Origin of the sequence: Microbacterium sp. 10M-3C3 (assembly GCF_003931875.1) — a bacterium.
Taxonomy (GTDB): Bacteria; Actinomycetota; Actinomycetes; order Actinomycetales; family Microbacteriaceae; genus Microbacterium.
Genome location: NZ_CP034245.1, coordinates 256,488 through 283,200, shown reverse-complemented (window position 1 = coordinate 283,200; position 26,713 = coordinate 256,488). Strand labels below are relative to the sequence as shown.

Annotated in this window: 18 protein-coding genes; 2 read left to right on the top strand and 16 right to left on the bottom strand. The window is 72.9% G+C overall.

Going from position 1 to position 26,713, the window contains the following annotated elements; genetic code table 11:
• Positions 1 to 2: 2 nt before the first annotated feature.
• The 10 genes from EI169_RS01235 to EI169_RS01190 all read right to left on the bottom strand — a co-directional run bounded on the left by EI169_RS01235 (position 3) and on the right by EI169_RS01190 (position 19,705).
• Positions 3 to 1,379, bottom strand: a complete 1,377-nt coding sequence (locus tag EI169_RS01235) for a DUF58 domain-containing protein (protein ID WP_125130254.1) — start codon at positions 1,377 to 1,379, stop codon at positions 3 to 5.
• On the bottom strand, positions 1,379 to 2,350 hold the full coding sequence (locus EI169_RS01230) for a MoxR family ATPase (RefSeq protein ID WP_125130252.1): 972 nt from the start codon (positions 2,348 to 2,350) through the stop codon (positions 1,379 to 1,381). The genes EI169_RS01235 and EI169_RS01230 overlap by 1 nt, the downstream gene beginning before the upstream one ends.
• A gap of 36 nt (positions 2,351 to 2,386) precedes the next feature.
• Positions 2,387 to 8,452: an Ig-like domain-containing protein gene (locus EI169_RS01225; RefSeq protein ID WP_125130250.1), complete on the bottom strand. Its 6,066-nt coding sequence runs from the start codon at positions 8,450 to 8,452 to the stop codon at positions 2,387 to 2,389.
• Between the two features lie 141 nt (positions 8,453 to 8,593).
• Entirely contained in the window at positions 8,594 to 11,098 is a 2,505-nt protein-coding gene (locus EI169_RS01220) for an acyltransferase family protein (RefSeq protein WP_125130248.1), read from the bottom strand.
• Between the two features lie 60 nt (positions 11,099 to 11,158).
• Positions 11,159 to 11,785 carry a hypothetical protein gene (locus EI169_RS01215; RefSeq protein WP_125130246.1) on the bottom strand — a complete coding sequence of 209 codons (627 nt, stop codon included), beginning with the start codon at positions 11,783 to 11,785 and terminating at the stop codon, positions 11,159 to 11,161.
• An 83-nt stretch (positions 11,786 to 11,868) separates the two neighbouring features.
• On the bottom strand, positions 11,869 to 14,214 hold the full coding sequence (locus EI169_RS01210; RefSeq protein ID WP_125130244.1) for an excinuclease ABC subunit UvrA: 2,346 nt from the start codon (positions 14,212 to 14,214) through the stop codon (positions 11,869 to 11,871).
• A gap of 84 nt (positions 14,215 to 14,298) precedes the next feature.
• Positions 14,299 to 16,542 carry an LLM class flavin-dependent oxidoreductase gene (locus EI169_RS01205; protein ID WP_125130242.1) on the bottom strand — a complete coding sequence of 748 codons (2,244 nt, stop codon included), beginning with the start codon at positions 16,540 to 16,542 and terminating at the stop codon, positions 14,299 to 14,301.
• A 12-nt stretch (positions 16,543 to 16,554) separates the two neighbouring features.
• The gene (locus EI169_RS01200; protein ID WP_125130239.1) at positions 16,555 to 17,103 is read right to left on the bottom strand and encodes a helix-turn-helix domain-containing protein; all 549 of its coding nucleotides are present in this window, start codon (positions 17,101 to 17,103) and stop codon (positions 16,555 to 16,557) included.
• 182 nt (positions 17,104 to 17,285) lie between these two features.
• Complete coding sequence (locus tag EI169_RS01195; RefSeq protein ID WP_125130237.1) at positions 17,286 to 18,881, bottom strand: DEAD/DEAH box helicase; 1,596 nt, start codon at positions 18,879 to 18,881, stop codon at positions 17,286 to 17,288.
• Between the two features lie 233 nt (positions 18,882 to 19,114).
• Positions 19,115 to 19,705: a DNA-3-methyladenine glycosylase I gene (locus EI169_RS01190; protein WP_125130235.1), complete on the bottom strand. Its 591-nt coding sequence runs from the start codon at positions 19,703 to 19,705 to the stop codon at positions 19,115 to 19,117.
• A gap of 75 nt (positions 19,706 to 19,780) precedes the next feature.
• Between EI169_RS01190 and EI169_RS01185 the strand changes: the two genes are divergently transcribed.
• The gene (locus tag EI169_RS01185; protein WP_125130233.1) at positions 19,781 to 19,981 is read left to right on the top strand and encodes a hypothetical protein; all 201 of its coding nucleotides are present in this window, start codon (positions 19,781 to 19,783) and stop codon (positions 19,979 to 19,981) included.
• Positions 19,982 to 20,009: 28 nt separating this feature from the next.
• On the opposite strand, the gene EI169_RS01180 is transcribed toward EI169_RS01185, so the two are convergent.
• Positions 20,010 to 22,109 carry an acyl-CoA dehydrogenase gene (locus EI169_RS01180; RefSeq protein ID WP_125130231.1) on the bottom strand — a complete coding sequence of 700 codons (2,100 nt, stop codon included), beginning with the start codon at positions 22,107 to 22,109 and terminating at the stop codon, positions 20,010 to 20,012.
• Between the two features lie 150 nt (positions 22,110 to 22,259).
• Positions 22,260 to 23,036: an AraC family transcriptional regulator gene (locus EI169_RS01175; RefSeq protein WP_205783986.1), complete on the bottom strand. Its 777-nt coding sequence runs from the start codon at positions 23,034 to 23,036 to the stop codon at positions 22,260 to 22,262.
• A gap of 49 nt (positions 23,037 to 23,085) precedes the next feature.
• Between EI169_RS01175 and EI169_RS01170 the strand changes: the two genes are divergently transcribed.
• A complete protein-coding gene (locus EI169_RS01170; RefSeq protein WP_125130229.1) occupies positions 23,086 to 23,568 on the top strand; it encodes a DUF2000 domain-containing protein in 483 nt (160 codons plus the stop codon).
• Between the two features lie 73 nt (positions 23,569 to 23,641).
• Here the strand turns inward: EI169_RS01170 and EI169_RS01165 are convergent, their stop codons facing one another.
• Genes EI169_RS01165 through EI169_RS01150 form a run of 4 tightly spaced genes read right to left on the bottom strand, consistent with a single transcriptional unit; the run spans position 23,642 to position 26,675 of the window.
• The gene (locus tag EI169_RS01165; protein WP_240640525.1) at positions 23,642 to 24,295 is read right to left on the bottom strand and encodes a hypothetical protein; all 654 of its coding nucleotides are present in this window, start codon (positions 24,293 to 24,295) and stop codon (positions 23,642 to 23,644) included.
• Positions 24,292 to 24,753 carry a hypothetical protein gene (locus tag EI169_RS01160; RefSeq protein WP_125130227.1) on the bottom strand — a complete coding sequence of 154 codons (462 nt, stop codon included), beginning with the start codon at positions 24,751 to 24,753 and terminating at the stop codon, positions 24,292 to 24,294. The genes EI169_RS01165 and EI169_RS01160 overlap by 4 nt, the downstream gene beginning before the upstream one ends.
• 3 nt (positions 24,754 to 24,756) lie before the next feature.
• Positions 24,757 to 26,382 carry a hypothetical protein gene (locus tag EI169_RS01155; protein ID WP_125130225.1) on the bottom strand — a complete coding sequence of 542 codons (1,626 nt, stop codon included), beginning with the start codon at positions 26,380 to 26,382 and terminating at the stop codon, positions 24,757 to 24,759.
• Positions 26,379 to 26,675 (bottom strand): hypothetical protein, encoded by a 297-nt coding sequence (locus EI169_RS01150; protein WP_125130223.1) that lies wholly within the window; start codon positions 26,673 to 26,675, stop codon positions 26,379 to 26,381. Before EI169_RS01150 ends, EI169_RS01155 begins: the two co-directional genes overlap by 4 nt.
• Positions 26,676 to 26,713: the final 38 nt, after the last annotated feature.

Here is a 26,713-nt window from a genome sequence, read left to right as displayed (position 1 = left end):
AGTCACGCGAGCACCCGCCGCAGGGCCGGGGGGAGCTGATCGAGCGCGCCGATGGTGAGCACGTCGGCGTCGGCGATGCGACGCAGGGACGGCGCATCCGCGGTGCCGTCGGCGACGACGGCGAGCACGCGGGCGCCGAACGGCAGCCGCCCGCACGCGACGCGCAGGCGCGCAGCCGCGACGGCGCTGCCGCACACGAGCACGACGATGCTCGCGGTCGGGAGGGTCGCCGCGACGTGCCCGGCGAGGTCGACGATGTCGCCCTGCCGGGGGCGGGAGAAGACGAGGCCCGACAGCCCGTCGAGGAACTGCTTGCCGGTTGCGGAAGGGAGCTCCGCCCCCTGGACGCGCACCTCGACGCGCTGCGAGTCCTGCAGCGCGCGCAGGCCGAGCGAGCCGGCGGCCGAGATCGCGAGCTCGAGCTCGTCGGGCTCGGCGTAGTCGGCCGGATGCGTCGACAGCCCGATCACGAAGTGCGAGCGGCGCGTCTCCTCGTACTGACGCACCATCAGGGTGCCCGTGCGGGCGGTCGAGCGCCAGTGCACGTTGCGGCGGTCATCGCCCGGCTGGTACTCGCGCAGCGCGTGGAAGGACACGTCGTCGCGCGAGAGATCGGTGGCGGGGAGGCCCTCGAGGTCGCGGAGGAAGCCGAGCGACTGGCCGTCGAAGCGCACGGTGCGCGGGTGCACGTACAGGTCGACGGGCTCGTCGCGCCGGTGCACGCGCTCGAAGACGCCGAGGGGATCGCCGCGCACGACGCTGACGGGGCCGACCGGCAGCACCGCACGGCGCTGGGTCGGGATCGCGAAGAGCTCCTCTGCCGAGGCGCCCGGAGCGAGGCGGCCGACGGCGAACTCGCCGCGACCGGCACCGACGGGGAGCACGACGCGGGACGGCAGGATCGCGCGCGAACCGGCGTTGGCGAGCGTGAGCGCGCCGACCGCGCGCTCCCCCACGACCACGCGGGTGCGCGTGAGGTCGAGGCCGACGTCGTAGTCGGTGCGTCCGATGAGGAACACCGCGCACAGCGCGACCGTGAACGCGAGCACCGTGGCCGTCACGACGAGCTCGCGCCATCCGAGCGCGAGTCCGAGCACGCCCAGCACGATCGTCGCGGCGATGAGCACCCAGCCGAGGGGCCGGACGACGACCAGGATGCTGCGCACCCGCCGCCACACGCGCGCCGCGGCGGGCGCCGCGACCTCGCGCAGCGCCGACCGCGTGCTGCCGAGCGGTACGGTGTGCGCAGCCGCACCGGTGTGCCCGGTGCGGACCGTCGCCGCACCGGGACCGGTCGGCATCGCGCCGGCCGCGGACCCGTCGGACTCCCCCGCCGGGCCGGGCCCGGCGGGGGAGTCGGCGAGCGTCGTCTCGGACATCAGGCCGCCGACCTCGCCTGCGGTGCCGCGACGGCGCCGATCGTGCGCGCGATGACCGTCTCGGCCGTGACGCCGGTGAACTCGGCCTCGGGATCCATGACGAGGCGGTGCGTCCACACCGGGGCGACGAGCTCCTTCACATCGTCGGGGATGACGTAGTGACGGCCCTGCGAGGCCGCGCGCACCTTCGCGATCCGCACCATGGCGAGCGAACCGCGCACCGACACCCCCAGGCGGGTCGCCTCATCCGTGCGGGTCGCCTCGGCGAGTTCGGCCGTGTAGCGCAGCACCGCCGGCTCGACGTGCACGGTCGCGGCGAGGTCGGCCATGTCGGCGACGGCGCCGGTCGTGATCAGAGCGGGGAGGTTGGCCGACGGGTTGCGGTCGGCGGAGCCCGCGAGGATCCGCTCGGCGACGTCGAGCTCGGGGTAGCCGATCGAGGTCTTCACGAGGAAGCGGTCGAGCTGCGCCTCGGGCAGCTTGTAGGTGCCGGCCTGCTCGATCGGGTTCTGCGTCGCGATCACGAGGAAGGGGCGACCCACCTCGTGCGCGACGCCGTCGACGGTCACGCGTGACTCCTCCATGACCTCCAGGAGCGCCGACTGCGTCTTGGGCGAGGCCCGGTTGATCTCGTCGGCGAGCAGGATCGACGCGAACACGGGTCCGCGGTGGAACTCGAACGTGCGTGTGTTCTGGTCGTAGATCGTCACGCCGGTGACGTCGGAGGGCAGCAGGTCGGGCGTGAACTGGATACGCGCGCTCGTGCCCTGCACGGTCGCGGCGAGCGCCTTCGCAAGGCTCGTCTTGCCGGTGCCGGGGGCGTCCTCGAGGAGCACGTGGCCCTCCGCGAGCATGGCGGAGAGCACGAGGCCGACGACGTCGCGCTTGCCCATGAGCGCACGGTCGACGTTGTCGACGAGCCGCGAGAAAGTCGTCTCGAACCAGGCGGCCTGGTCGGGGGTCATGGTCATGGCGTCATCCTTCTCATCGTGCGTGCTGTGTCGCGGCTAGCGCCACGTGTATCTCTCGGACTCGCCGTACCCCTGGATGCGGACCCACACCTGGTCGCCCGGGTAGCCGTAGTAGCAGCCGAGCTGGGTCGAACCGTTCCTCGGCAGGTCCCAGGACCGACCGCCGGCGAACTCGCCGTCGCGGCTGGAGTAGCAGTACACCTGGTAGTTGCCGGCGGGGAAGTCCTGCGTGTTCACCACGAGGTACGCACACGACGACGACGAGCAGTTGTCCTGCCCCTGCGCACTGCCGCCCTTGCTGACCGTGACCCGCGGCTGCGGCGGGTTCGCCGTCGTCGCGGCGGCGCTCGCGGTCGACTGCTGGTTCGCGGCATCCGTGGCCCGCACGTCGATCGTGTGCCTCTCCGAGTAGCCGTAGTCGCGCGTCGTCGAACCGTTCGCGGCGACGCCCTGCCAGCTGCCGCCGTCGATGCGGATCTCCATCGACGTGATCGCACGACCGTTGGGCGCGGGCGCCGACCACGAGAACGTGATCTGCGTGCCGCTGGCGCGCGCGTCGGCTCCCGGGTTGCGGATGGGGCCGTACGGCACGGCCGCGTTGCTCGTATTGGAATTCGGGCCGGTGTAGGTCGTGCCGTCCTGGCTCGTGACCGCGCGGAGCGTCACGGTGTAGGACGTGCCGTTGGAGATGCCGTTCGTGATGCGCGACTGATCCCAGTCGCTGCGCCAGCCGCCGCCGTTGAGCGAGTACTCATAGCGGATCGAGCCCGGGTCGGCGCCGTTGGTCGGCGCGGGCTGGTACGACACGACGATCGAGTTGTCGGGGCGCGGCGTCGACGCGCTGACGCCCTGCGGGGCTCCCGGCGGCGTGAAGGCACGACGCGGGGCGGACTGCGGGCTCGCCTGCCCCATGCCGGCCTTGTTCTTCGCAGCCACCGTGAACGTGTAGTCCTCGCGGCTGGGGTCGACGACCACGGCCTGGGAGGTCTGCCCGGCCGACGGGTAGAGCGTGTTGATCACGGCACCGCCGCGCAGCACCTTGAGCTCGTAGCCCGAGATCGCGTCGCCGTTGCTGTTCGGCGCCTGCCAGTTCACCTGCAGCTGGGCCTGGCTGCCCACCGGGTCCAGGCGGGTCGTCGTGGGCGCCGCGGGCGCGGCGGGGGGCCCGGCGGGGATCTCGCTCGCCGAGTAGCCGCTCCAGCTCGAGGGCTCGGGCGCGCGGTTGTGGGCCTGCACGCGCACCTGATAGGCCGTGCCGTTCTCGAGGCCGTCCCACACGAGCGAGTTGCCGGTCACGCCGGTCTTCTGCGTGATCCCGGAGGGCGGCGCGGGCGAGATCTCGAGTGTGTACGACTCGACCGGCGAGCCGGGGGTGGACGGGGTCGTCCACGCGACGTTGAGCGACTTGTCGCCGAATCGAAGCGTCGGCGGGGCCGGGGTGTCGGGACGCGCGTCGGGGCGCGCGGTCTCCGACGGCGCCGACGGGTCGGACTCGCCGACCCGGTTGGTCGCCGTGACGACGAAGTTGTACTCGACGTTGTTGGTCAGGCCGTCGAGCGTGCACGTCGTCGAGGCGCACTGCTTCGTGTACGAGCCCGCGGTCGAGCGCACCGTGTACCCCGTGATGGGGGCGCCGTTGTTCGGCGGCGGCGTCCACGCCAGCACGACGGTCCGGTCCTGCACGCTCGAGACCGTCGGCGTGCCCGGCGCATCCGGCTTGCCCTGCACGGTGAGCCGGATGCGGCCCTCGGTCTCGCGGTCGGGGTCGCCGGTCGCATCCTGGATGCGGTAGCGCACGACCATCGTGCCGAAGAAGCGCGCCGACGGCGTCACCGACACCTGGTCACCGCTGACCTCGGCGCGGCCGTCACCGGTCTCGGTGGCCGCGGCGACGACCTTCAGCGGCCGGTCGGGGAACGGGTTGAAGTCGTTCGCGAGCACGGGCACCGAGATCTGCTTGCCCTGGTCGGCCTCGGGGATGACGTCGTCGTTCGCGGTCGGGAGCGGGCGCGTGGATGCGGTGATCCGCACGGTCACGGTGCCGGCGACGGGATCGGCCTCGCCGTCGTCGACGAGCACGCCGATCTCGGCGGTCGTCCCCTTGCGCACATCGGCGTCGGCGCGCACGCGCAGCGTCTGACCGTCGATCGACGCGTCGAGCCCGCCCGGGACGCTGCCGTCGATCCGGTAGCGCATGTCGTCGAGGTCACCTTCGTCGGGGTCGGTGGTGAGCGCGCGCAGGTCGAGCCCGGTCGCATCCTCGCCCGGCGCGACGTCCATCTGGCCGTTGACGAAGGTCGGCGGCTGGTTGTCGGGGGGCAGCACCGTCACCGGCAGCACGAGCGTGGCCTTGCGCCCCTCGGGATCGTCGGGGCCGGTGCCATCGGTCACCTCGAACGTGATGGCGTCCTGACCGAAGTAGCCCTGCGCCGACGTGTAGACGAGCGTGCGCTGGTCGCCCACGAGCGAGGCGCCGTCGTTGTGCGCGGCGAACACCTTCGCGGCCTCGGTGATCACGACGTCGCGACCGCCGACGGCGCGGACATGGTCGGCGAGCGGGATGCGAACCGTCTCGCCGCTCTTGACCTCGATGCCGTCGGAGTCGAGCACGGGCGGCAGGTCGCCGAGCGCCGGCACGAACAGGAACGCCGAGGCCGACAGGTCGTCGTCGTCGGTGATCGTGTAGGTGATCAGCTGCGCCTGCTCGAGGATCGGCACGCGGACGACGCCGTCGCCGAGGACGCGCGCACCCGCGCTGTCGACGTCGATGTCGAGCGCGTCGACCGTGCCGTCGGGGTCCTCGTCGTTGTTCAGCACGTCGATGTCGGCGTAGCTGTCCTCCTGCACGTCCGTCGGACGCACGCGGTCGTCGCGCGCGATCGGTCGCTGCAGGGGCACGTCCTCGGCCACGGTCACCTGGAGCACCGCGCGCGCCTCCGCGCCGCGGGCATCCTGGATCGTGTACTGCAGGCTCGTCTCGACCGGCTCGCCGGGGGAGGTCACGACGACGCGGTCGCCGACGACCCGGGCGTCGAGCCCCGGCACGTCGGGGAGGATCAGGCCGTCGCTGAGGAGGCCGATCGTGTCGCCCTCGGGGTCGGAGTCGTTCGCGAGCACCGGCACGGCCACTTCGCGACCCGGACGCATGATGACCGAGTCCTTGACCGCGTACGGCGCCTGGTTGGCCGCCTCGGTCGGCGCGATGCCGATCCGCACCGCCGCGGTTGCCTCGGCGCCGAGCCGGTCGCGCATACGGTAGGTGAAGGCATCCGCGCCGGTCTCGCCCTCGAACGCCTGATAGGTGAGGTAGTTGGACCCGACCTCGGTCACGCGCCCCTTCTCGGGCGCCGAGTCGAGGCCGATGAGCTCGACCGAGTCGCCGTCGGGGTCGAGGCCGTCAAGCGGGATCGGCACGCGCACCTCCGCGCCGCTGAGCGTGCGCGCGGTGATGTCCTTGGGCCGGGGCGCCTGGTTGGTGTCGGCGTCGACGGGGAGCACCTGGATCGTGATGTAGCCGGCGTCCTTCTGGCCGCTCGAGTCGACGACCTCGTACGTCGCGTACACGGTCTTCGCCTCGGGGCCCGCCTTGAACCGCACCGTGTCCTGCGACACGAAGATCTGGCCGTCCTCGGGCGCGGGCAGCGGCTCGACGAGGTCGGGGGCGACGTGCATCGTGTCGTCGTTGGGGTGGTAGTCGTTCTCGAGCACGGGGATCGTCACGACATCGCCCGCGCGCACGACCGCCTGGTCGTCGTTGGCGACGGGGGGGCGCAGCTGGTCGGGAGCGGGCACCGGCAGGACGACGACCTCGCCCTCGGCGCTCTGCTGGCCGTTGGAGATCCGATAGGTGAGGCGCGTCTGCTCGTCGAGCGCGCCCTGGTCGGTGATGCGGAGCGTCTCGTGGCCGAGCACGGCCACCGAGATGCCGCTGGCGGGGTCGACCGTGACCGACTGGACGACGAGGATGCCGCCGGAGGGGTCGCTGTCGTTCGCGAGCACGTTCACGAGCACGTCGCCGCCGCTCGGGAGGAGCGCCACGTCGCGCACGGCGACCGGCGGCAGATCGGTGTCGGCGTCCGGCAGCACGTCGATGCGCACGAGGCCCGGGACCGCGTTGGGCCCCGCCGCGACGAGATACTGCGCGTAGTAGACGCCCGGCTGCGACGAGCGGAACGTGAAGGTCTTGTTGGCGTAGTCGGGCACGATCTCGGCGCCGGGCAGCTGGTCGACGCGCGTGAGCCGCAGCGTCTCGCGGCCCGAGCTCGTGTCGTTCGTGAGGGGCGCGACCGTCGCGGTCTGGCCGGCGCGGACCACGACGTGGTCGGCGTTGGTGACGGGCACCGTAGAGCCGGGAGGGCGCACGTCGAACCGCACGATGCCCTCCGTGACGTCCGACCCGTCCGACATGATGATCGGCACGTCCTTCCGGCCCTGCGTACCGCCGATCGCCCGGTAGGTGATGCGTCCGTCGGAGGTGAAGTCGGCCTCGTCGCCATCGGCGGGGGTGACGCCCGAGAGGAAGATCTCGTCGCCGTCCGGGTCGATCCAGTCCGGCAGCACGTTGTACGTGATCGAGCTGCCCGCCTCCACCACGACCGTCGTCACGCGCTTCGGCGTGGGTGCGGCGTTGCCCGTCCACGGCCGCACCGTCAGGCGCACGCTCGCGGTGTCGGTGCCGCCCCGTCCGTCGTCGACCTCGTACCGGAAGACGTCGCCGCCCGACGCGTTCTCCGGCACCGCGATCTGCAGCGCCGAGCCGTTGTTGATGGCCTGTACCGGTCCGAGACCGGGATCCCCGTCCGGCAGCGTGATCGTCAGGACGTCGCCGTCGGCGTCGGTGTCGTTGTCGAGCACCGGCAGGACCACGGTACGACCCGGGCGCACACCGAAGTCGTCGTCGGTCGCGATGGGCGGGGTGTTGACCTCCGTGCGCTCGGGGAGCGTGGTCTCGGTGGTCTCCTCGGTGGTCTCCTCGTCCTCCTCGGCGTCGCCCTCCGGCGGGATGATGTCGTCCCAGTTGTCGACCCGCTGCAGCGCGTCGGTCGCCATCCACGCCGCGCCGCCGATGACGTCGTTGAGCACGACGACGTCGCGGTTCTGGCGGAACCGCAGCTGCGCGCCCGCCTCGAGGTCGTCGAGCTTCGCCGTGAGGTCGTTGGAGTCGCCCGAGCAGTCGCGGATGAAGGCCCCGCTGCCCGACCAGGCGCTGTACGCGCAGCCGCCCAGGAACACCGGCGCCGCCGGGGCCCCCTCGCCGTCGGCCGACGTCTCGGTCGGCGCCGACCCGTCCAGCGGAACCCGCACGAGATCGGCGGCCGTCGCGAGGAGCACCGCGTCGCCCGTGGCCGACGGCTGCTGCAGCACCGCGCCCGTCGCATCCGGGATCTCGGTGCGCACCCCGCCGCTGGTCTGGACGACGCCGGTGTCGGCATCGAGCACGGCCGCGGTGGTGCCGACGACCGTCACGGTCAGCTCGGCGTCGTCGGCGACGTCGATCCCGCGTTCGGCGGGCTCGCCCGTCTCGCCGTCGACGGTGCGCGGCACCGTGACGAGCTTCTTCTCCTCCGGCGACACCGCGTAGACGGTGCCGTCGCGGCCCACGGCGACATCGGCGCCCTCGCCGAGCTCGGCGGTGGGCTCCGCGCCCTCGGGCGAGAAGCTCGACGCCGCCTGCGCCGGCGCGACCCACAGGGCGCCCGACGACGGGTCGAGGACGGCCATCGTGGGGCCGCCGAGCGCGACCTTGGCGCCCGCCGGCACCTCCGCCGCATCGCCGAGCATCACCATCGCCGGGTCGACGGTCGAAACGGTCGAGCCCGTCTCGTCGTGGAGGAGGACCGTGCCGCCGTCCTGCAGGATGTCGTACTTGTCGCTGCCGGAGCGCAGCCCGCCGTCGAGCACCTCGGACTGGTGGTTGAAGTGGCCGACGAGCAGGCTCGAGGACTTCGTGATCCACACGCCGCCGTCGTGGAGGTCGACCTCGGTCGTCGGAAAGCCCTCGTACGCGATCGCCATCGTCGTGACCGCGAGCGCCGAGACGGTGACGATGCCGGCGGACACGAGGGTCCGGCGGCGTGTGCGCAGCCAGCTGAACGACCTCACGCGAGCATGCCTCCCCGGGGCGGAAACAGGCCGGCGTCCTCCGGGGACGGGCGCTAGGAAAACCGCTGACAGCCTAACCAGGATGGACGGCGAGTCCGAATCCGGGCCAGATCTTGCTGTGGGAAACGGCGGTGTGATACCTCACAGCAGGCCGGCGGCGCGCAGGTCCCATGCCAGGACCGGCGCGATGCGCTCGGCGTACGCGACCGTGAAATGCGTCTGGTCGTAGCGCAGCGGCACGCCCCCGGCGAAGGCGGGGCACACGTCGTCCCAGCACGTGAACGGCAGCGAGCTGAGGGCGTGGTCGCCGTCGGCGGCGGCGACGTTCTCGGTCGCGACCTCGATCTCCCGCCACGTCGGATCGACCGCCGTCACGCAGTTCGCGGGCGACGTCACGGGCGAGTAGCACGCGCCGAGATCACCGCCCAGCGGCGGCGGCGCGAGGTAGACGACACGACCGGTCACGCCGAAGGCCGCCATCTCCGCGCGCGCACCCTGCACGAGGTCGGTCGCCGACAGAGGCCGGCCGTCGACCCCGCGGCCCAGGGTGTAGGCATTGGACACGACGACGAGGTCGGCGGGGTCGGCTGCGAGGAGTGCGCCGACGTCCTGCTTGCGCTGCGGGCACGCCTCCATCACGCCGGCGCCGCTGTTCTGCACGAGCACGTCGGTGAACCGGCATCCGTACAGCCCGACCGTCGTGGCGCGCCACTGCCCGCCGCTGTCCTCCGCGAGCTTCTTGAACGCCGGCGCATAGGCCATGGCCGTCGAATCGCCCACGAGATAGAGATGGTGCGGCGCGGCCGACGATCCCCATGTGCAGCGTCCCGCATCGAGCGCGACGTCGGGCGAGAAGCAGTCGTGCGCCGGGTTCTGCGCGCTGGACGCCGCGATGACCTCGTCGAGCGACGGACTCAGCTGCGGCCAGCTCGTGGCCGAGACGGCGTCGGCGAGCGCCGCCTGCACGGCCGCGGTCGGGTTTTCGGCGGGGGCGGTCGTGGCATCCGCGACGGGAGGGGTGAGGGGCCCCATCACGGGCGCGCCGAAGGTGCTCTGCAGCACGAGCACGATCGCCGCGGCGCCGATGCCGAGCGTGGCGGCGGCGAGCGCCATCTGCCCGGCGTACCGCGCACGCCAGGCCGCCCACGACCGCGACGGCGCGGAGGCTGCGTCCGGGGCGGCCTCTGGGGTGGCGGCGTCGGCCGGGTTCGGGGCGGCGGCCGTGTCCCACTCCTCGCGCGACATGTCCCACGTCGTGCGGTCATGGGCGGAGCGAGGTCGCGGATTGTGGGACACGGTTCGGGCTGCGGGTACGGCGGGCGCGGATGCGGCGGAGGCGGCGGGCGCGGATGCGGCGGGGCGGGGCGAACGTCCGGGGTAGTAGCGCTGGCCCGGGGCCCACCCGGCCGGGCGGCTCGCGCCGACGCGCTGCGGGGTCGGCGCCGACGGCTCGAACCGGACGAGCTCCGCACGTGCCGCGGGCGCCGCATCAGGCACGGCCGGAGCCGCGATCGCACCGTGGGGTGCTGCATCCGGACCCTTCGCCGACACCCGGCGCAGCCACGGCGAGCGGTGCAGCGGCTGCTCCCAGCCCAGGTAGGTCGACACCGCGAGGACGGCGGTGGCCGCGAGGACGATCGCCGTCGTCGCATCGCCGGCGGGGAGGAGCACGCCCGCGAACACGAGCGCCGGGAAATGCCACAGATACAGCGCGTAGGACGCGTCGCCGATGAAGACGCTCACCGGGTTGGAGAGCGGGAGGAGGTGTCGCTGCCGGGGGTCTCCGGCGACTCCGCCCGCGATGACGAGCGCGGTCGCGGCGACCGGGAGGAGGGCCCCCGGGAACGGGAACGGGTTGTCGGCGTCGAGCGATGCGAACGCCCAGACGATCCCGGCCAGTCCGATCCACTGCACCGCGCCGCCGAGCACACGCGGCACGCGCGCGAGCAGCGGCGCGAGGGCGGCGAGGAGCGCGCCCGCCCCGAGCTCCCACACGCGGGTGGCGGTCGAGAAGTATGCGATCGTCGGCTCCGACGCCGTCTGCGCGGCCGCCGCGGCGAGCGACGCCGCCGACACCGCGAGCGCGATGCCGCCGACCACCACGGGCACGCGCGCACCTCGCCGCGCGGCCGCGGGCACGAGGAGCACGAGCATCAGGAGCAGGAGGCCCGGCCACATGAGGTAGAACTGCTCCTCCACCGACAGCGACCAGAAGTGCTGCAGCGGCGAGACGGCGTCGGTCTGCGCGAAGTAGTCGGTTCCGACGGCGGCGAAGCGCCAGTTCGCGACGAGCCCGAGGGCGGCCGCCACATCCCACAGCGTCGCATCGGCCCGCGTGCGGTTGAAGAGGAACCACCCCGCCACCGCGACGGCGGCGATCACGAGCACCGCTGCGGGCAGGATGCGGCGGATGCGGCGGGCGTAGAACCCGCGCAGGGAGATGCGCCCGGTGTCGGCCACCTCGCGCAGCAGCAGGCCTGTGATGAGGAAGCCGGAGATGACGAAGAACACGTCGACGCCCGCGAACCCGCCGGTCGGCCAGCCCAGCACGTGACACAGGATCACGCCGACGACGGCGAGCGCGCGCAGACCCTGGATGTCGCGGCGGGTCGTCGAGCGTGCGGTGGAGGTCTGTGCGGTGGTCACGGCGGCGCTCAGTCTAGTGGGAGCGGTTTCACACCCGGTGACGCGGCCGGCCGGCGCGGATCAGCCGAGGAACTCGCGCCGGATCTCCGCCCGGCCCGCGAGCGCCTCCTCCAGCGCGTCGGCGAGCGCGGCGCCGCGGCGGCGGAAGCCGTCGGGATCGGGGAGCGGCTCGTCGGGCGCCCGCGCGTTCCACTCCTCGTTCCACACGACGAGCGCGTCGGCGAGGCCGTCGGGCAGGTCGAGGGTCGCGGGGTCGAGCGGGTAGTTCTCGGTGAAGCTCTCCCACAACGGCCCGGCCCCCCATTCGGGGAACATCCGGATCAGCCGCCGCCCGTCGGGCAGCACGACGGGCAGAGCGTCGCGCGATCGCGCCGCGAGGTAGCGGTCCTGCATCTCACGCCGGCGGGCCCGCTGCGCGGGAGTGTCGGCCGCGTCGTGATAGTCCATCCCCGACAGCCACACGAGGCCGCGCCCGCGCACGTCATCGTCCGAGACGAGCGCGAGTGCCCACAGGTTGCGGTCGCCCTCCGACGCCATCCGCGCGTGGTCGAGCGCCTCTGTGAGCGTCGCGTCCTCGATGTCGAACGTGTACGTGGCCGCGTCGGGGCCACGGAAGACGTACAGCCGGAAGGCCGCGTCGTCCCGTTCCCACCGCGCGTCGCGCTCGTCCACCGCGTGCATCCGCATCCGCTCAGCCTCGCCGAAACACCATGCGCGTGTCGAGAAACCACGTGTCGTTTCGGCACGCGCGTGGTGTGTCGCGCGCCGCGTCAGCCCCCGACGTAGCGGGCGAGATGCTCGCCCGTCAGGGTGGATGCGTCGGCCACGAGGTCGGCCGGAGTCCCCTCGAACACGACCCGCCCGCCGTCGCGGCCGGCGCCGGGACCGAGGTCGATCATCCAGTCGGCGTGGGCCATCACGGCCTGGTGGTGCTCGATGACGATCACGCTGTTGCCGGCGTCGACGAGGCGGTCCAGCAGCGCGAGCAGGTTGTCGACGTCGGCGAGGTGAAGGCCGGTCGTCGGCTCGTCGAGGACGTACACGGCGCCCGACTTCGCCATCGAGATGGCGAGCTTCAAGCGCTGCCGCTCGCCGCCGGAGAGCGTGTTGAGCGCCTGCCCGAGCGTCAGGTAGCCCAGGCCTACATCCACCATGCGCGCGAGCGTCGTGTGCGCCGGCCCCTTCGGGAAGAACGCGGATGCCTCGGCCGCCGACATCGCGAGCACCTCGGAGATGTTGCGGCCGTCGAGCGTGTACTCCAGCACCGCGTCGGAGAAGCCGGTGCCGCCGCACACCTCGCACTCGGTCTCGACGGTGGACTGGAAGCCGAGGTCGGTGATGATGACGCCGAGTCCTTTGCACGCCTCGCACGCCCCCTCGGAGTTCGCGCTGAACATGCTCGGCTTGACGCCGTTGGCCTTGGCGAACGCGGTGCGGATCGCGTCGAGCACGCCCGTGTAGGTGGCCGGCGACGAGCGCCGCGAGCCCTTGATGGGCGACTGGTCGACGACCACCACGTCGTCGAACGCGGGAAGGTTGCCGTGGATGAGCGACGACTTGCCGGAGCCGGCGACGCCGGTCACGACCGTCAGCACGCCCAGCGGCACGTCGACGTCGACGTGCCGCAGGTTGTGCTGCGTCGCGCCCCGGATCGGCAGGGAGGCGGTCGCGGTGCGCACGGTCTCCTTGAGCCTCGCGCGGTGGTCGAGATGGCGCCCGGTGAGGGTGCCCGACGCCCGCAGCCCGGCGACATCGCCCTCGAACTGGATCGTGCCGCCGTCGCGCCCCGCGCCCGGGCCGAGGTCGACGACGTGGTCGGCGATGTCGATGACCTCGGGCTTGTGCTCGACGACGAGCACGGTGTTGCCCTTGTCGCGCAGCTGCTGCAGCAGCCGGTTCATGCGCTGGATGTCGTGCGGATGCAGCCCCGCCGTCGGCTCGTCGAAGACGTACGTCATGTCGGTGAGGCTCGAGCGCAGGTGCTTGATCATCTTCGTCCGCTGCGCCTCGCCGCCGGAGAGCGTGCCGCTCGCGCGGTCGAGGGAGAGGTAGCCGAGCCCGATGTCGACGAACGAGTCGACCGTCTCGCGGAGCCCCTTCACGAGCGGCGCCACCTCGGGGGCGTCGACGGTGCGCAGCCACGCGGCGAGGTCGGTGATCTGCATCGCCGCCGCATCCGCGATGCTCACACCGCCGATCTTCGACGAGCGGGCGCCCTCGTTGAGGCGTGTGCCGCCGCAGTCGGGGCACGCTTGGAACTTGACCGCGCGCTCGACGAACGCACGCGCCTGCGGCTGCATCGACTCGCGATCCTTCTGCAGCATCGACTTCGTGACCTTGGGCACGAGCCCCTCGTAGGTCATGTTCATGCTGCCGATCTTGATCTTCGTCTGCTCCTTGTAGAAGAAGTCCTGCCGCTGCTGCTCGGTGAACTCCCGCACCGGAACGTCGCCGGGGAAGAACCCCGACTCCGAATAGACCTTCACCATCCAGCCGTCGGCGGTGTACCCGGGGACGCGGATGGCGCCCTCCTCGAGCGAGAGCGAGTCGTCGACCAGCTCGGCCAGATCGATCTCGCTCACCTCGCCCAGACCCTCGCAGCGCGGGCACATGCCGCCGGTGATCTCGAACGAGCGACGCTCCTTGACGGTCGCGCCGCCCTTCTGGAGCGTGACCGCGCCCGCGCCGCGCACCGAGGGCACGTTGAACGAGAAGGCCTGCGGCGACCCCACGTGCGGCTGCCCGAGACGCGAGAACAGGATGCGCAGCATCACGTGCACATCGGTCGCGGTGCCGACGGTGGAGCGGGCGTTCGCGCCCATCCGCTCCTGGTCGACGAGGATCGCGGCGCTGATGTTCTCGAGCGCGTCGACGTCGGGGCGGGAGAGTTGCGGCATGAACGCCTGTACGAAGGTCGGATACGTGTCGTTGATGAGCCGGCGCGACTCCGCCGCGATCGTGCCGAACACGAGCGACGACTTGCCCGATCCACTGACGCCGGTGAACACGGTCAGGCGCCGCTTGGGGATCTCGACCGAGACGCCCTTGAGGTTGTTCTCCCGCGCCCCGACGACCCGGATGACGTCGTGCGCGTCGGGGTTCGGGACGTCGGCCATGGTGCTCCTCGCGTGCTCGCCCCCAGCATGCCCGACCTCTCCCCCATCCGCGAGTGCCCGCATCCGGGAGAGGCGCAGCGGCGGTCAGCCGGTGACGGCGGGGGCGGCGCCGATCGCGAAGTTGTCGCGGAAGAGGCCGGCCGGATCGACACGCGCCTTGACCGCGCGCAGCCGCTCGAGCGTCGCGGGCGGGTAGGCCTCCTCGATGCGCTCGGGGCGCAGCGACGTCTCGAAGCTCAGATAGAGTCCCCGCGAGTGGGTCGCGATGTCGGCCCAAGCCGCCGCGAGCCGCGCCTCGTCGGCGCCGAAGGTCGCGACCGAGAAGCTCGCCGAACGGTGCGCATATGCCGTGGCATCGTCGGGCACGTCGGCTACGGCGCCGCCCACGGCACGGATCGAGAAGAAGTGCGTTGCGCCGGTGGCGAGCAGCTGCGCCACGGCCGCGGCCAGCTCGGGCGTGATGTCGTCGATGAGCGCCGACCGCGTCACGGGCTCGCCCGCGCCCTGCTGCGGGCCGAGATCGGCGTTCGCCATCACCTGCGGGTAGGTCGTCAGCTGCACCGACTGCTGCACGAGCGGCGCGAGCTGCGCGAACGGCTGCAGCCGCTCGATGATCGTGTCGGCGTCGTCGGAGTCGATCATCGCCATCACGTACGCGGCGACCGGCTGACCGCCCCGCGCCGGCGACAGGATCAGGAAGCTCGTGAGGTCGCGCGGCGCCGCTTGTACGGCGGCGCCCCAGCCCTCGAGGAACGCGGCGGTGTCGCTCGCGTCGAAGACGAGCTGCGCCCAGCCGACCTCGCCGACCTCGTCGATCTGGAAGTCGAACGACACCGCGATGCCCATGTTCGCGCCCGCTCCGCGCATCGCCCAGAAGAGGTCGGGGTCGTGGTCGGCGTCCACGCGCCGGATGGACCCGTCGGCGAGCGCGACCTCGACGGCGCGCACGTGGTCGATCGTCAGCCCGTGCTCGCGTGCGAGCCAGCCGATGCCGCCCGCCGTGGCGAGGCCGCCCACGCCGACGCCGCCGTAGTCGCCGGAGCTGAGCGCCCAGCCGTGCTCGCCGAGCGCCGCCGCGACCTGCGCCCACCGCGCGCCCGCGCCGATGCGCACGAGCCGGCGCGCGGGGTCGAGCACCTCGATCGCGTTCAGCCGGCGGAGGTCGATCACGATGCCGCCGTCGTTCGTGCTGCGCCCGGAGATGCCGTGTCCGCCGCTGCGCACCGAGAGCGGGACGTCGGGATGCTGCGCCGCGAAGCCGATCGCACGCGAGACGCCCGCTGCATCCGTCGGCTGCAGGATCAGGCCCGGGCGGCCGCCGCGCATATAGGTGTTCGCGACGTCGGCGTAGTCGAAGTCGCCCGGTTCGATCGCGCGAACGCCCGACGGCACGGCGTCGTAGTCGATGCCGGGGCGGCGCTGCGACAGCGCGATGCGCGACCGCGTGGGGGCGGGGGCCGTGCCGCGCGCGGCGCGTTCGCGGGCGACGAGCTCGCGCACCGCCGGCGCGACCTCCGTGCCGAAGCGCTGGATCGCGCGCGGGTCGTCGGCCATCGCGATGAAGGTCGAGACTCCGTCCGCGAGCGTGTAGCCGGCGAGCTCCTCCGCCCACGCGCGTGCCTCCTTCGGGGAGGCGCCGACGTTGAGCAGGCGGCGGATCGCACGCGGGTCGCGGCCGGCCGCCTCGGCGGCCTCGTCGATCCGCGCGTTGCCGCGCGCGTAGTCGCCGGGCTCGAGCCACGGGAGGGAGGGCAGCCAGCCGTCGGCGGAGCGGCCGATGAGGGCGAGCATGCGGGGGCGACGGGCGCCGAGCCAGATCGGGATCTCGTGCCCGGGCCGCGGGCCGCGCTTGACCCCGTGCACGGCGTGGACGGTGCCGTCGGTGAACAGTCCGCCGCGCTGGCTGGTGTCCCAGCGGCCGCGGATGATCTCGATGGCCTCCGCGAGGGCGGTGACGGCCTGCCCGGGTGTGAGCTTCGGCGTGCCCATCGCCTCGATCGCGTCCCAGAACCCTCCGGCGCCGAGCCCGAGGTCGAGGCGCCCGCCGGAGAGGAGGTCGAGGCTCGCAGCGGCGCCGGCGAGCACGGCCGGCGGACGCAGGGGCACGTTCAGGACGTTCGGCGCGATGTGCACGCGCTCGGTGGCCGCGGCGACGTACGACATGAGCGTCCACGTGTCGAGGAAGGCCGGCTGGTACGGGTGGTCCTGGAACGTGACGAGGTCGAGATCCGCCGCTTCGGCGATCTGGGCGAGGGTCACGGGCACTTGCGGGTCGGCCGCCGTGGGCGTGATGAACGCGCCGAAGCGCAGATCGTGTCCGTAATCCATGATGCGGTCCTTTCAGGCCCGGATGCCGGCGATGAGGATGTCGAGGAGCACGGGGCGGTCGTCGGGCGTGCCGAGGCGCACGGCGTGCTCGACGCCGCACACGAGCCGCTGCAGCTGCGTCGCGGTGAGGTTGGGGCGGACGGCGCCGGCCGCCTGCGCCCGGGCGAGCACCGCGGCGTAACCCGCGTTGACCTGCGCCCGCGCCGCGCTGCACTCGGTATGCACCGCGGGGTCGGCCCGCTCGAGCTCGACGAGGACGGCCTGCAGGCCAGGGTCGGCGAGCTGCAGCGCGAGCGCGTCGTCGACGAAGCGCCGGAGGGCGACGAGTGGATCGGGTTCGGCGGCGGCGTCGTGCGCTGCGGCGCCGAGGCGGCGCAGCGAGTCGATGCTGAGCGCCTCCACGAGGCTGCGAACCGTCGGGAAGTGCCGGTACACCGTGCCTACGCCGAGCCCCGCCTCGCGGGCGACGTCGTTCAGGCGCAGCCGCGTGGCATCGTGCCGCCGGGCCACCTCGAGGATGCGCGCGCGGCTGCGCGCTGCATCCGCCCGTATCGCACCCACACCGTCATCGTACTCCCGAACCGGATACCTCATCCGTTTCCGCCCGTGCCCGTGCCCGTGCCCGCTCCGTGCCCGCTCCGTGCCCGCGAAAGCACAACGGCGGCGCGAGAGCGCAGCGTGGTGCTGTGCTCTCGCGCCGCCTAAGGGTTCTCGCGGTCGGGGCGGGCGGACGCGGGCCGGGCTCAGCCCTGCGCGCGGCGGTTCGTGCGGGCGCTGCGGCCGACGACCATGCCGGTGGTCGGCGCGCCTCCCTGCGTGCGACCGGCGCCCTGCATGCGGCCGGCGCCCTGCCCGCGGCCGGCGCCCTGCGAGCGACCGCCGCCCTGCCCACGACCGGCGCCCTGCGAGCGACCGGAGCCTTCGGCACGACCCGCACCCTGCGCGCCGTGCGGGTTGTGGGCGGCGCGCTGCGGCGCGCCCTGGGCCTCGGCCTGGACGGCGGATGCGGCGCCTCGGCCGCGGCCGCCAGGGCGACGGCCCTGGCCCTGGCCGGCCGGACGCGACGGGGCGGCGCCCGACTCGGCACGCGCCGCGCGCTTGCGCTGCGCGTTCGCCCCCTGCGACGTGCCGCCCCCGCGCTGCGGCGCGACGACCGGCGCGGGCGCGACGTACGGCGCGACCTCGCCGACGAGCGCCGCCACCTCGGGCGAGGTCGCGGTGACCGGGGTCGGGGCGACGGTGATCGCGGCCTTGCGGAGGATGTCGCGCGTGTCGCGGCGCTGCTCGGGGAGCATGACCGTCACGACGTCGCCCGCGCTGCCGGCGCGCGCGGTGCGGCCGGAGCGGTGCAGGTACGCCTTGTGCTCGACGGGCGGGTCGACGTGCACGACGAGGGCGACGTCGTCGACGTGCACGCCGCGGGCGGCGACGTCGGTCGCGACGAGCACCTTCGCCGAGCCGTCGCCGAACGCGGCGAGGTTGCGGTCGCGCTGCGGCTGCGACAGGTTGCCGTGCAGGTCGACCGAGGGGATGCCCGCGGCCGTCAGGGCCTTCGCGAGCTTCTTGGCCTGGTGCTTCGTGCGCGTGAACAGGATGCGGCGAGCCGTGCCCGACGCGAGGGTCTGCACGAGTCGCTTCTTGGCGTCGGCATCCGCCACCTCGAAGACGTGGTGGGTCATCGCGGCGACGTGCGAGGTCGCCTCGTCGACGGAGTGCAGCACCTCGTTGCGCAGGAACCGGCGCACGAGCTTGTCCACGCCGTTGTCGAGCGTCGCGGAGAAAAGCAGGCGCTGCCCGCCCTCGGGCGTGCGGGCGAGCAGGCGCGTCACGACGGGCAGGAAGCCGAGGTCGGCCATGTGGTCGGCCTCGTCGAGCACCGTGATCTCGACCTCGGCGAGGCTCGCGAAGCCCTGGCCGATCAGGTCCTCGAGTCGCCCCGGGCACGCGACGAGGATGTCGACGCCCGCGGTGAGGGCGTCGACCTGCCGCTTCTGCGAGACGCCGCCGTAGACGGTCGTGGTGACCAGGCCGAATGCCGCGGCGAGCGGCTGGATGACGGCCTCGATCTGGTTAGCCAGCTCACGCGTGGGGGCGAGCACGAGCGCCCGGGGCTTGCGACCACGGCGCGGCGAGCGCTGGGCGCCCAGCCGCGCGACGAGGGGGAGGGAGAAGGCGAGGGTCTTGCCCGAGCCGGTCTTGCCGCGACCGAGCACGTCGCGCCCGGCGAGGGTGTCGGGCAGCGTGTCGGCCTGGATCGGGAAGGGCTCGGTCTTGCCCTGCGCGGCGAGCACGTCGGCGAGGGCGGTGGGGACGCCGAGATCGGCGAAGGTCTGAGACATGGGGGAAGCTCCTGCCGGCGCACGCGCGCACGGCGGTCGGTCGCGGCGAGCGGGACGCTGCCGCAGAGAGGTGGCGAAGGCGTCGGGTGACGCATCCGTTCGCCGTGGAAGTCAGGGCCGCACGGGCCGGTGCGTTCGACGACGCAGGGAGCAGGATCGCTCCGCAGTGCTTCCAGCCTACCGTGCCGCCGGGTCGAGCCGGCGCACGCGCCGCGGCCACCGGATGCGGCGGCTCACGCGGCGCGCCAGCAGCCGACCACGTGGTCGTCCACCATGCCGGCGGACTGCATGAGCGCGTACATCGTCGTCGGCCCGACGAAGCGGAAGCCGCGCGCACGGAGGGTCTTGCTCATCGCGGTGGACTCCGCCGTCACCGCGGGCACGTCCGCGAACGTCGTCGGCCGGTGCTGCGGCGGGTCGGGCGCGAACGACCACAGCAGGGCGTCGAGCTCGCCCTCGGCCATCACCGCGACGAGCGCGGCGTTGCCGATCGTCGCCTCGATCTTGGCGCGGTTGCGGATGGTGCCGGGGTCGGCCAGGAGGCGCTCGACGTCCTCCGGACCGAAGGCCGCCACCGCGTCGGGCTCGAAGCCGGCGAACACCTCGCGGAAGCGCGGGCGCTTGCGGAGGATCGTGATCCACGACAGCCCGGCCTGGAACCCCTCGAGGCTCATCTTCTCGAACAGGGCACGGTCGCCGTGGAGCGGGCGTCCCCACTCCTCGTCGTGGTAGCGGCGGTACTCCGGATCGTCGCCGACCCACGCGCAGCGAGGGAGGCCGTCGGGGCCGACGCGCACATCGCGGGTCGCGGCATCCGTCGTCACGGGCCCACCCTACGGCGCGGGCGTGTCGCGCGCCGAACGGCCGCGCGCGCGGCCGGCGACCGATACCGTGCAGCCATGCATACCGTGCCGTTGGGTCCCAAGCGCATGCGCGCGTCGCTGTGGATCGGTCTCGTCCTCGCCGTCGTCATGATCGTCGTCGGCATCGTCGCCCTCGCGGTGGGCGGGCCCGCCTGGTACGGCTGGCTCTTCCTCGTGTTCGGCGTGCTGATCCTCGCGCTGGCGATCGTGCGCCTCGCGCTGCTGCGCCGCGGCTGACGCGACGCCGCAGCGCGGCGGCGACGGCCTACTTCGCCTTCTTCTCGGGGATCGGGGCGTTCCCGGATGCCTCGAGCTCGGCGTAGTAGGCCTTCGCCTCGTCCTGGCGAGCCTGCTCCGCGCCCGAGGCGATCGGGGCTCGCAGGTGGTCCGGCTCGTAGCCGAACGCGTCGACGAGGTCCTGCGCGTGGGGGCGCAGCCGCGCGCACAGCCGGTCGATGTAGCTCGAGACCGCAGCCGCCCGCTGCGTCGAGAGGCGCCCGTTGATCAAGTGCCACGCGAGGTGCTTCTCGATCAGCTGCAGGCCGAACAGGTCACGCAGCCACGTGAGGACGCGCTTCGTGCCCGCGTCCTGCGTGCGGTTCACCGCATCCGTGAACGCCTCCCACTGCAGCAGCTCGCCGTGCGCGCGGGCGGCCTCGATGAGCTCGGCCTGGTTCTGGTTGAACAGCGCGGCAGCCTCCTCGCGGGGCAGCTTGCTCGCGGGGCGGAGGCGCCCGGCGATGTCGGCGACCGTCTGCTGCACGCGGCCGGCGAGAAGCTCGTGCTGCTGGTCGGCGCGCAGCCCTCGCTCGACCGAGCGGGCGGTGGAGCCGAGGTCGCCGACGGCCTGTCCGAGCTGTCGCAGCCCCGCGCCGTGGAAGACCTTGCCTGCGGTCTGGCCGACCGCGAACGCGGCGAGCGCCTTGGCGTCCTTGCCCGTGAACTGCTTCGCGTAGTCGGCGAGCAGGCGCTTGCCCACCAGCTGCAGGAGCACGTTGTTGTCGCCCTCGAACGTGACGTAGATGTCGAGGTCCTGACGCAGGCCCACGAGGCGGTTCTCGAAGAGGAAGCCGTTGCCGCCGCACGCCTCGCGCGCCTCCTGGAGCGTGTCCAGCGCGTGCCACGTCGAGAGGGGCTTCAGAGCCGCCGCGAGCGTCTCGAGGTCTTCGCGGTCGGCGTCGGTGTCGGCGGTGCCGCCGAAGACGCCGTCGAACTTCTGCAGGAACTCGTCGTGCGCGAAGATCTGCGCGTACGTCGTGGACAGGCGGGTCAGCAGGCGCCGCTGGTGCTTGCCGTAGTCCAGCAGCACCACTTCGGGCGTGCCGTTGCCGGAGTCGAACTGGCGGCGCTGGTTGCCGTAGGTCACCGCGATCTTCAGCGCGAGCGCCGACGCCCACGAGGCGGCGCCGTCGAGCGAGATGCGCCCCTGCACGAGCGTGCCGAGCATCGTGAAGAAGCGGCGGCCGGGGCTCGCGATGTCGCTCGAGTAGGTGCCGTCGGGGGCGACGTCGCCGTAGCGGTTGAGCAGGTTCGTGCGCGGGATGCGGACGTGGTCGAAGTGCAGGCGGCCGTTGTCGATGCCGTTCAGCCCGCCCTTGAGGCCGTCGTCCTCGCCGCCGACACCGGGGAGGAACTGGCCGTTCTCGTCGCGGATCGGGACGTAGAAGCAGTGCACGCCGTGGTTGACGCCGTTGGTGATGAGCTGCGCGAACACGGTCGCGGCGATGCCGTGGACGGCGGCGTTGCCGAGGTAGTCCTTCCATGCGCCGCGGAAGGGCGTGTGGATGACGAACTCCTCGGTCTCGGGGTCGTACGTCGCGGTCGTGCCGATGGCGGCGACATCCGAGCCGTGCCCGGTCTCGGTCATCGCGAACGCGCCGGGGATCTCGAGGCTCATGATGCCCGGCAGCCACTTCTCGTGGTGCTCCTCGGTGCCCAGCTGCAGCACGGCGGCCCCGAACAGGCCCCACTGCACGCCCGACTTGATCTGCAGGCTCGGGTCGGCCGCCACGAGCTCCTCGAACCCGGCGATGTTGCCGCCGTTGTCCTCGGCGCCGCCGAAGCGCTTCGGGAAGGCGCGGTGCACGGCCTTGTTGTCGACGAGCAGGTGGAGCTGGCTGAGCACGCGCTCGCGGTGCTCGTCCATCGACAGCCCGTCGACGCGCCAGAAGGCGGGGTCCTTGATCATCTCGCGCGCCTGCCGGCGGATGTGGCCCCACGTGCCCAGCAGGGCATCGGTGACGGCGGGCACGTCGATGCGGGCCTCGGATGCCTCGGCGGCGGTGTGGGGGGCGGTCGGCGCTCCTCCGGCCGGGGTGCGGCGCGAGGCGGCGGGCGTGGTGGGACGGACGGCGGCGTCGGTCATGACAGCACCTTTCGACGTTGCAGAAGGAGTCGATGAAACCGTAGGTGTCCCACAACGCGCGTCCAAAGCCGCTGGAGCCTTCGCACAACCCCACGGCTCTCCGTGCGCCCCGCGCGTTGTGCGTTCCGCACATCCCGCCGTGCGACCCGGTCAGGCGACGAAGGCGGCGGGTGTCGTCCCGAGGAACGCGCGGAAGTGCCGCGTCAGATGCGCCTGGTCGTGGAACCCGGCGGATGCGGCGGCCTCCGCGGGGCGCGATCCCGCCACGAGCAGCCGCCGGGCGAGATCGACGCGGCGGCCCGTGACGTAGCGGTGCGGCGGCATCCCGTACGCGCGCGAGAACGCGCGGATGAGGTGGCTCGGGTGGGCGTGGAGCTCGACCGCGAGCTCGGCCACGATGAGCCGTTCCGCATAGCGCTCGTCCAGCACCGCGCGCAGGCGGCGCGCGAGCGGATCGTCGCGGCGGGCGGCGACCGCGTCCGCGCGCAGGTGGGCACGCACGCGCCCGCGCAGCATCACGAGCTCCGACTCGGCGGCGAACTCGTCGCCCGGAGCGGCGAGCGCGGCGTGCACGCGCCGTGCCGCGGCCACGGCGTCGGCGTCCAGCGCCGGACGGGACGCGGCGGCTCCGGCGAGCTCACCCGGGAGCCACGCGGGGTCGAGGTACAGCACGCGCTTGCGGAACGGGGTGCCGGTCACCGCCGACCGGCCGTCGTGCGGGATGTGCGGGGGCAGCAGGCTGAGGCTCGCCGGCGCCGCGATGTGCTCGCCGCGGTCGAGCGCGTAGCGCACCGCGCCGCGGTCGATCAGCAGGAGCGTCCACGCGTCGTGGGTGTGCGCCGGATAGGCGTGGTCGCGGAACGTCGCGTGCAGCACCTCTCGGATGCCCGGCACCGCGACCGTCGCGGCGTGCGCACGATCGACCACGCAAGAAACGTACAAGACCGCGCGCGGGCGCCGGGCGGATGCTCGGACGATGACCGACACGACCGGCGCCGCATCCGCCGCATCCGACCCCGCGCCCTCCGAGCCCGCACCGTCCGACACCGTGCGTTTCGACACCAAGGTGGCCGTGGTGCTGCGCGAGGGGCTCGCGCCGTGGCAGGAGCTCAACGTCACCGCCTTCCTGCTGTCGGGCATCGCCACGAGCGAGCCCGGGCTCGTCGGCGAGCCCTACGAGGACGCCGATGGGCAGACGTACCTGCCGATGCTGCGGCAGCCGGTGCTCGTCCACCTCGCGGATGCGACGGTGCTGCAGACCGTCCGGGCCAAGGCGGTCGAGCGGGGCATCGTCCCGGCCGTCTATACCGCCGACCTGTTCTCGACCGGCCACGACGCGGCCAATCGCGCGGCCGTGCGCGCGGTCGCCGGCGCCGACCTCGATCTCGTCGGCGTCGCGGTGCGCGGCCCCCGCAACGCCGTCGACCGCATGCTCAAGCCCGCACGGCTGCATCCCTGATCCCGCTCCGCCGCACCGATCCGCCCCTTCGTGCGTCGATCCGGGGTGCATCGGCGCGGGGGAACGGAGGCCGTCAGGGGCCGAACCACGCGGCGAGGGCGACCGCATCGAACAGGTTGCGCAGCGCGTGGCGCAGTTCGCCGAGCGGCGAGACGAACAGGGCGAGCACGACCTGCTTCGAGCTGGGCACGGCGAACCAGTACTCGACCTCGAGGCGGGTGACGGTCGCCCTCTCCCCGCCCTCTTCCACGTCGTCCGCCACGAGACGCTCGAGCCGCAGGATGCTCGCACGCGGCCCCTCGAGCCTCGTCGCGGTCTCCACGCCCTCGACCCCGAGCTCGGCGAAGCTCGCCCGCAGCGCCCCGAGCACCGCATCCGGCGAGGTCCCGATGGCAGGGGTCATCCGCAGGAGCGCCGGCGCGTGCACGGTCAGGCTCGCCGGCACGCGGATGCCGGGCGCGATCTCCAGGCACGCGAAGAACCCGTGCGCATCGGCGTCGCGAGCGGCGGCGACCGCGCGCTCGAGGCTGTCCCCTAGACGGCGCCGTGCGAGAGCCGCATCGTCCGCCGCTCCGATGATGTCGCGCACCACGCGCTCGACCTCGGTGGCCGCGGCGGGCGATCGCGGATCGAGAGCCAGCCACGTGCCCGGCAGCTGGAACGACAGCCGCGGCACCGCACGCTCGGCGCCGGGGCGAACGGTGCCGACGGCGCGCGCACGCCTCACCCGCGGCCCGCCAGGCGTCGGAGGTCGTCAGGAGTCAGCTCGAGCGACCTGCCCGCCGCGGGGGTGAGCCCCAACGCCGCGTACGTGTCGTTCGAGAGCGGAATGGTGCGCGACGGCTTCGGCCCCGCCGGGAAATCGCCGACCTGCCCGTCGACGAAGAAGATCGAGACCGGGTGCTGCCGCACTGCCTCGTCGTCGGCCAGCGCCGGCGCCGCTGCCTCGACGACCGAGACCACGGTCGCCTGAGACGGGTCGTCGAGATACATGTTCACGACGATGCGCGTGTTCCACGGCGCTCCGGGATGCTCCACGACGACCTGCGAGCCGTTGACGCCGGGCAGGCCGTTCAGCTCGGCTTGGAGCCCGGAGACGTCGGGGTCGGCGGCGGCGCAGCCACTCAGCAGGGCGACCGCCGCCGCCGCGACGAAGATGGAGCCGATCGAGCGCGCGAATCGCATGCGTCAGGAGCCTCTCTGATAGGTGGCGTAGTAGACGTCCTCGTAGCTGCCGGCGCCCGGCTCGGCGAAGAAGATGCCGTCGCCGGGTCGGGGCTCGGGCAGATAGTGCTCGGCCTGCGCGCCGTACATCGTCGCGTCGTGCATGGGCCACGTCAACGGCCGGTACGTCTGCCAATCGGGGTCGTACGAGTGCAGCGCATCGATCGGATCGAGCCCGGCGAACTCCAGCGTGTGAACGGGGTCGATGCCGTTGTTGAACTGCGTCACACGCACCCCGTCGGGGATGTCGCTGTAGTGCTTGTCGATCGCCGATCCCGCAGTGACCACCGACTGCACGCGATCGGCGACCCGCGGGTCGGCGGCCAGATCACCGGCCATCATCCCGCCGAGCGACCAGCCGGTGAACATGATCGGCGCGTCCGACTCGAACACCCCGGCCTCCGTCATCGCGTCCCACACCGCCTCCTCGTACTGGGTGGGGACTCCCGGGAATATCGACAGCATCACATCCGTTCGGAGGTCGTTGAGCGCACCGCCGGTGTTGAAAGGGCTCCACTGCTGCGTGCTCGGCAGCTGCACGCGCCACGAGATCACGTTCCCGTCGGCGTCGCGCACGGCGACCACCGCGATCTGCGTGTGCGCCCCGCCGCTGCTCGCGCTGTCCTGATCGCTCAGCAGCTTCATCAGGTCCTGGTAGTCGCGCGCCTCGCGCTCGTCGGCCGCCGCATCCCTCTCCGGATCGCCCGTGGGCGCCGTCGAGGTGCGGTCGTCGTCGATGCGGCGAGGACCGCGGAGCACCTCGCCGATCAGCATCGCCAGCAGCAGGATGCCGACGCCCGCCAGGACGACGAGGAGCCCGAGCAGTCCGACGGTCGCGACCACCCAGCCGAGCACGAGGGCCGCGATCAGCAGCAGGAGCGCCACGACCAGCGTCGAGACGAGGGCGCTCAGCGCCTCCTTGAGGGATGCCACGACGGCGTCGGGCACCGTCGAGGCCCACTCGCCGAGCATCTCGAAGAAGTCGCCGACGCCGCCCCAGAACTGGTTCCAGTTGTCGCCCCACGAATCGGCGCCGTGCTCGTTCGCGGTCTCGATCGCGTTCACCGCGCGCTCGACCGCGTCGCCGAGGCGCGTGCGCAGGGCCCACAGCGTCTGCCGCGCCTGCGACACGCCGCGGTCGGCCGCCGCGATGCCGTTCGACGTCGCGGTCAGCTCGGTCGAAAGGGTCGTGGTGGATGCACCGGTGGCCTCGGCGCGCACGATGTCGTTCTGCAGATCGGACATCTCCCCCGCGAGACGGGCGCTGCGATCCGCCGCCGCGTCCGCCTCCTCGATGGTCGCCCGCGCCTCGCGCTGCACCGCGTCCAGCCCGACCGCGAACGTCGTGAGGGCCCCCGCGACCCCGTCGTACCGGCGGTGGGCCCGCCGCAGCCCGGCCTCGGCCTCGACCGCGGAGTCGCGCGCCGCATCCGTCGCCCGCGATCTCTGGTCGTCGACGAGGTCGCGCAGGCCTTCGGCGGCGCGCTCGATCGCATCGGCCGTCCGCTGGAGCGCCGCCGCGCCGGCGGACAGCTCATCGGGTCGGCCCGCGAAGAGGTCGTCGAACTCCGCCCTCAGGCCCGAGCTCACGGCGTCGCGCCCGTCTCATCCACGCCGGCGGCCATCGAGGCGTCGAGCTCGCTGTAGGTGTCGACGATCGCCTGGAGCCGATCGCGCACCGCCGTGAGCTGCTCCTCGAGCTTGCCGCGGTTGTCGTCCCAGTTGCCGGCGAAGTCGCGCACGCGACCGGCGAGACGGCGGTCGCCGGTGTGCTCGGCCAGCCCGTCGGCGGTGCTCCCCGCCTCCGCGAAGGTGCGCAGCGCGCGGTCCACGCGCGTGCGTGCGGTGGTCAGCGTCGTCAGATCCAGATCGACGTCGGTCATCGCGGCCCTCTCTCACCCGGCGCCCCGAGCCTATCGAC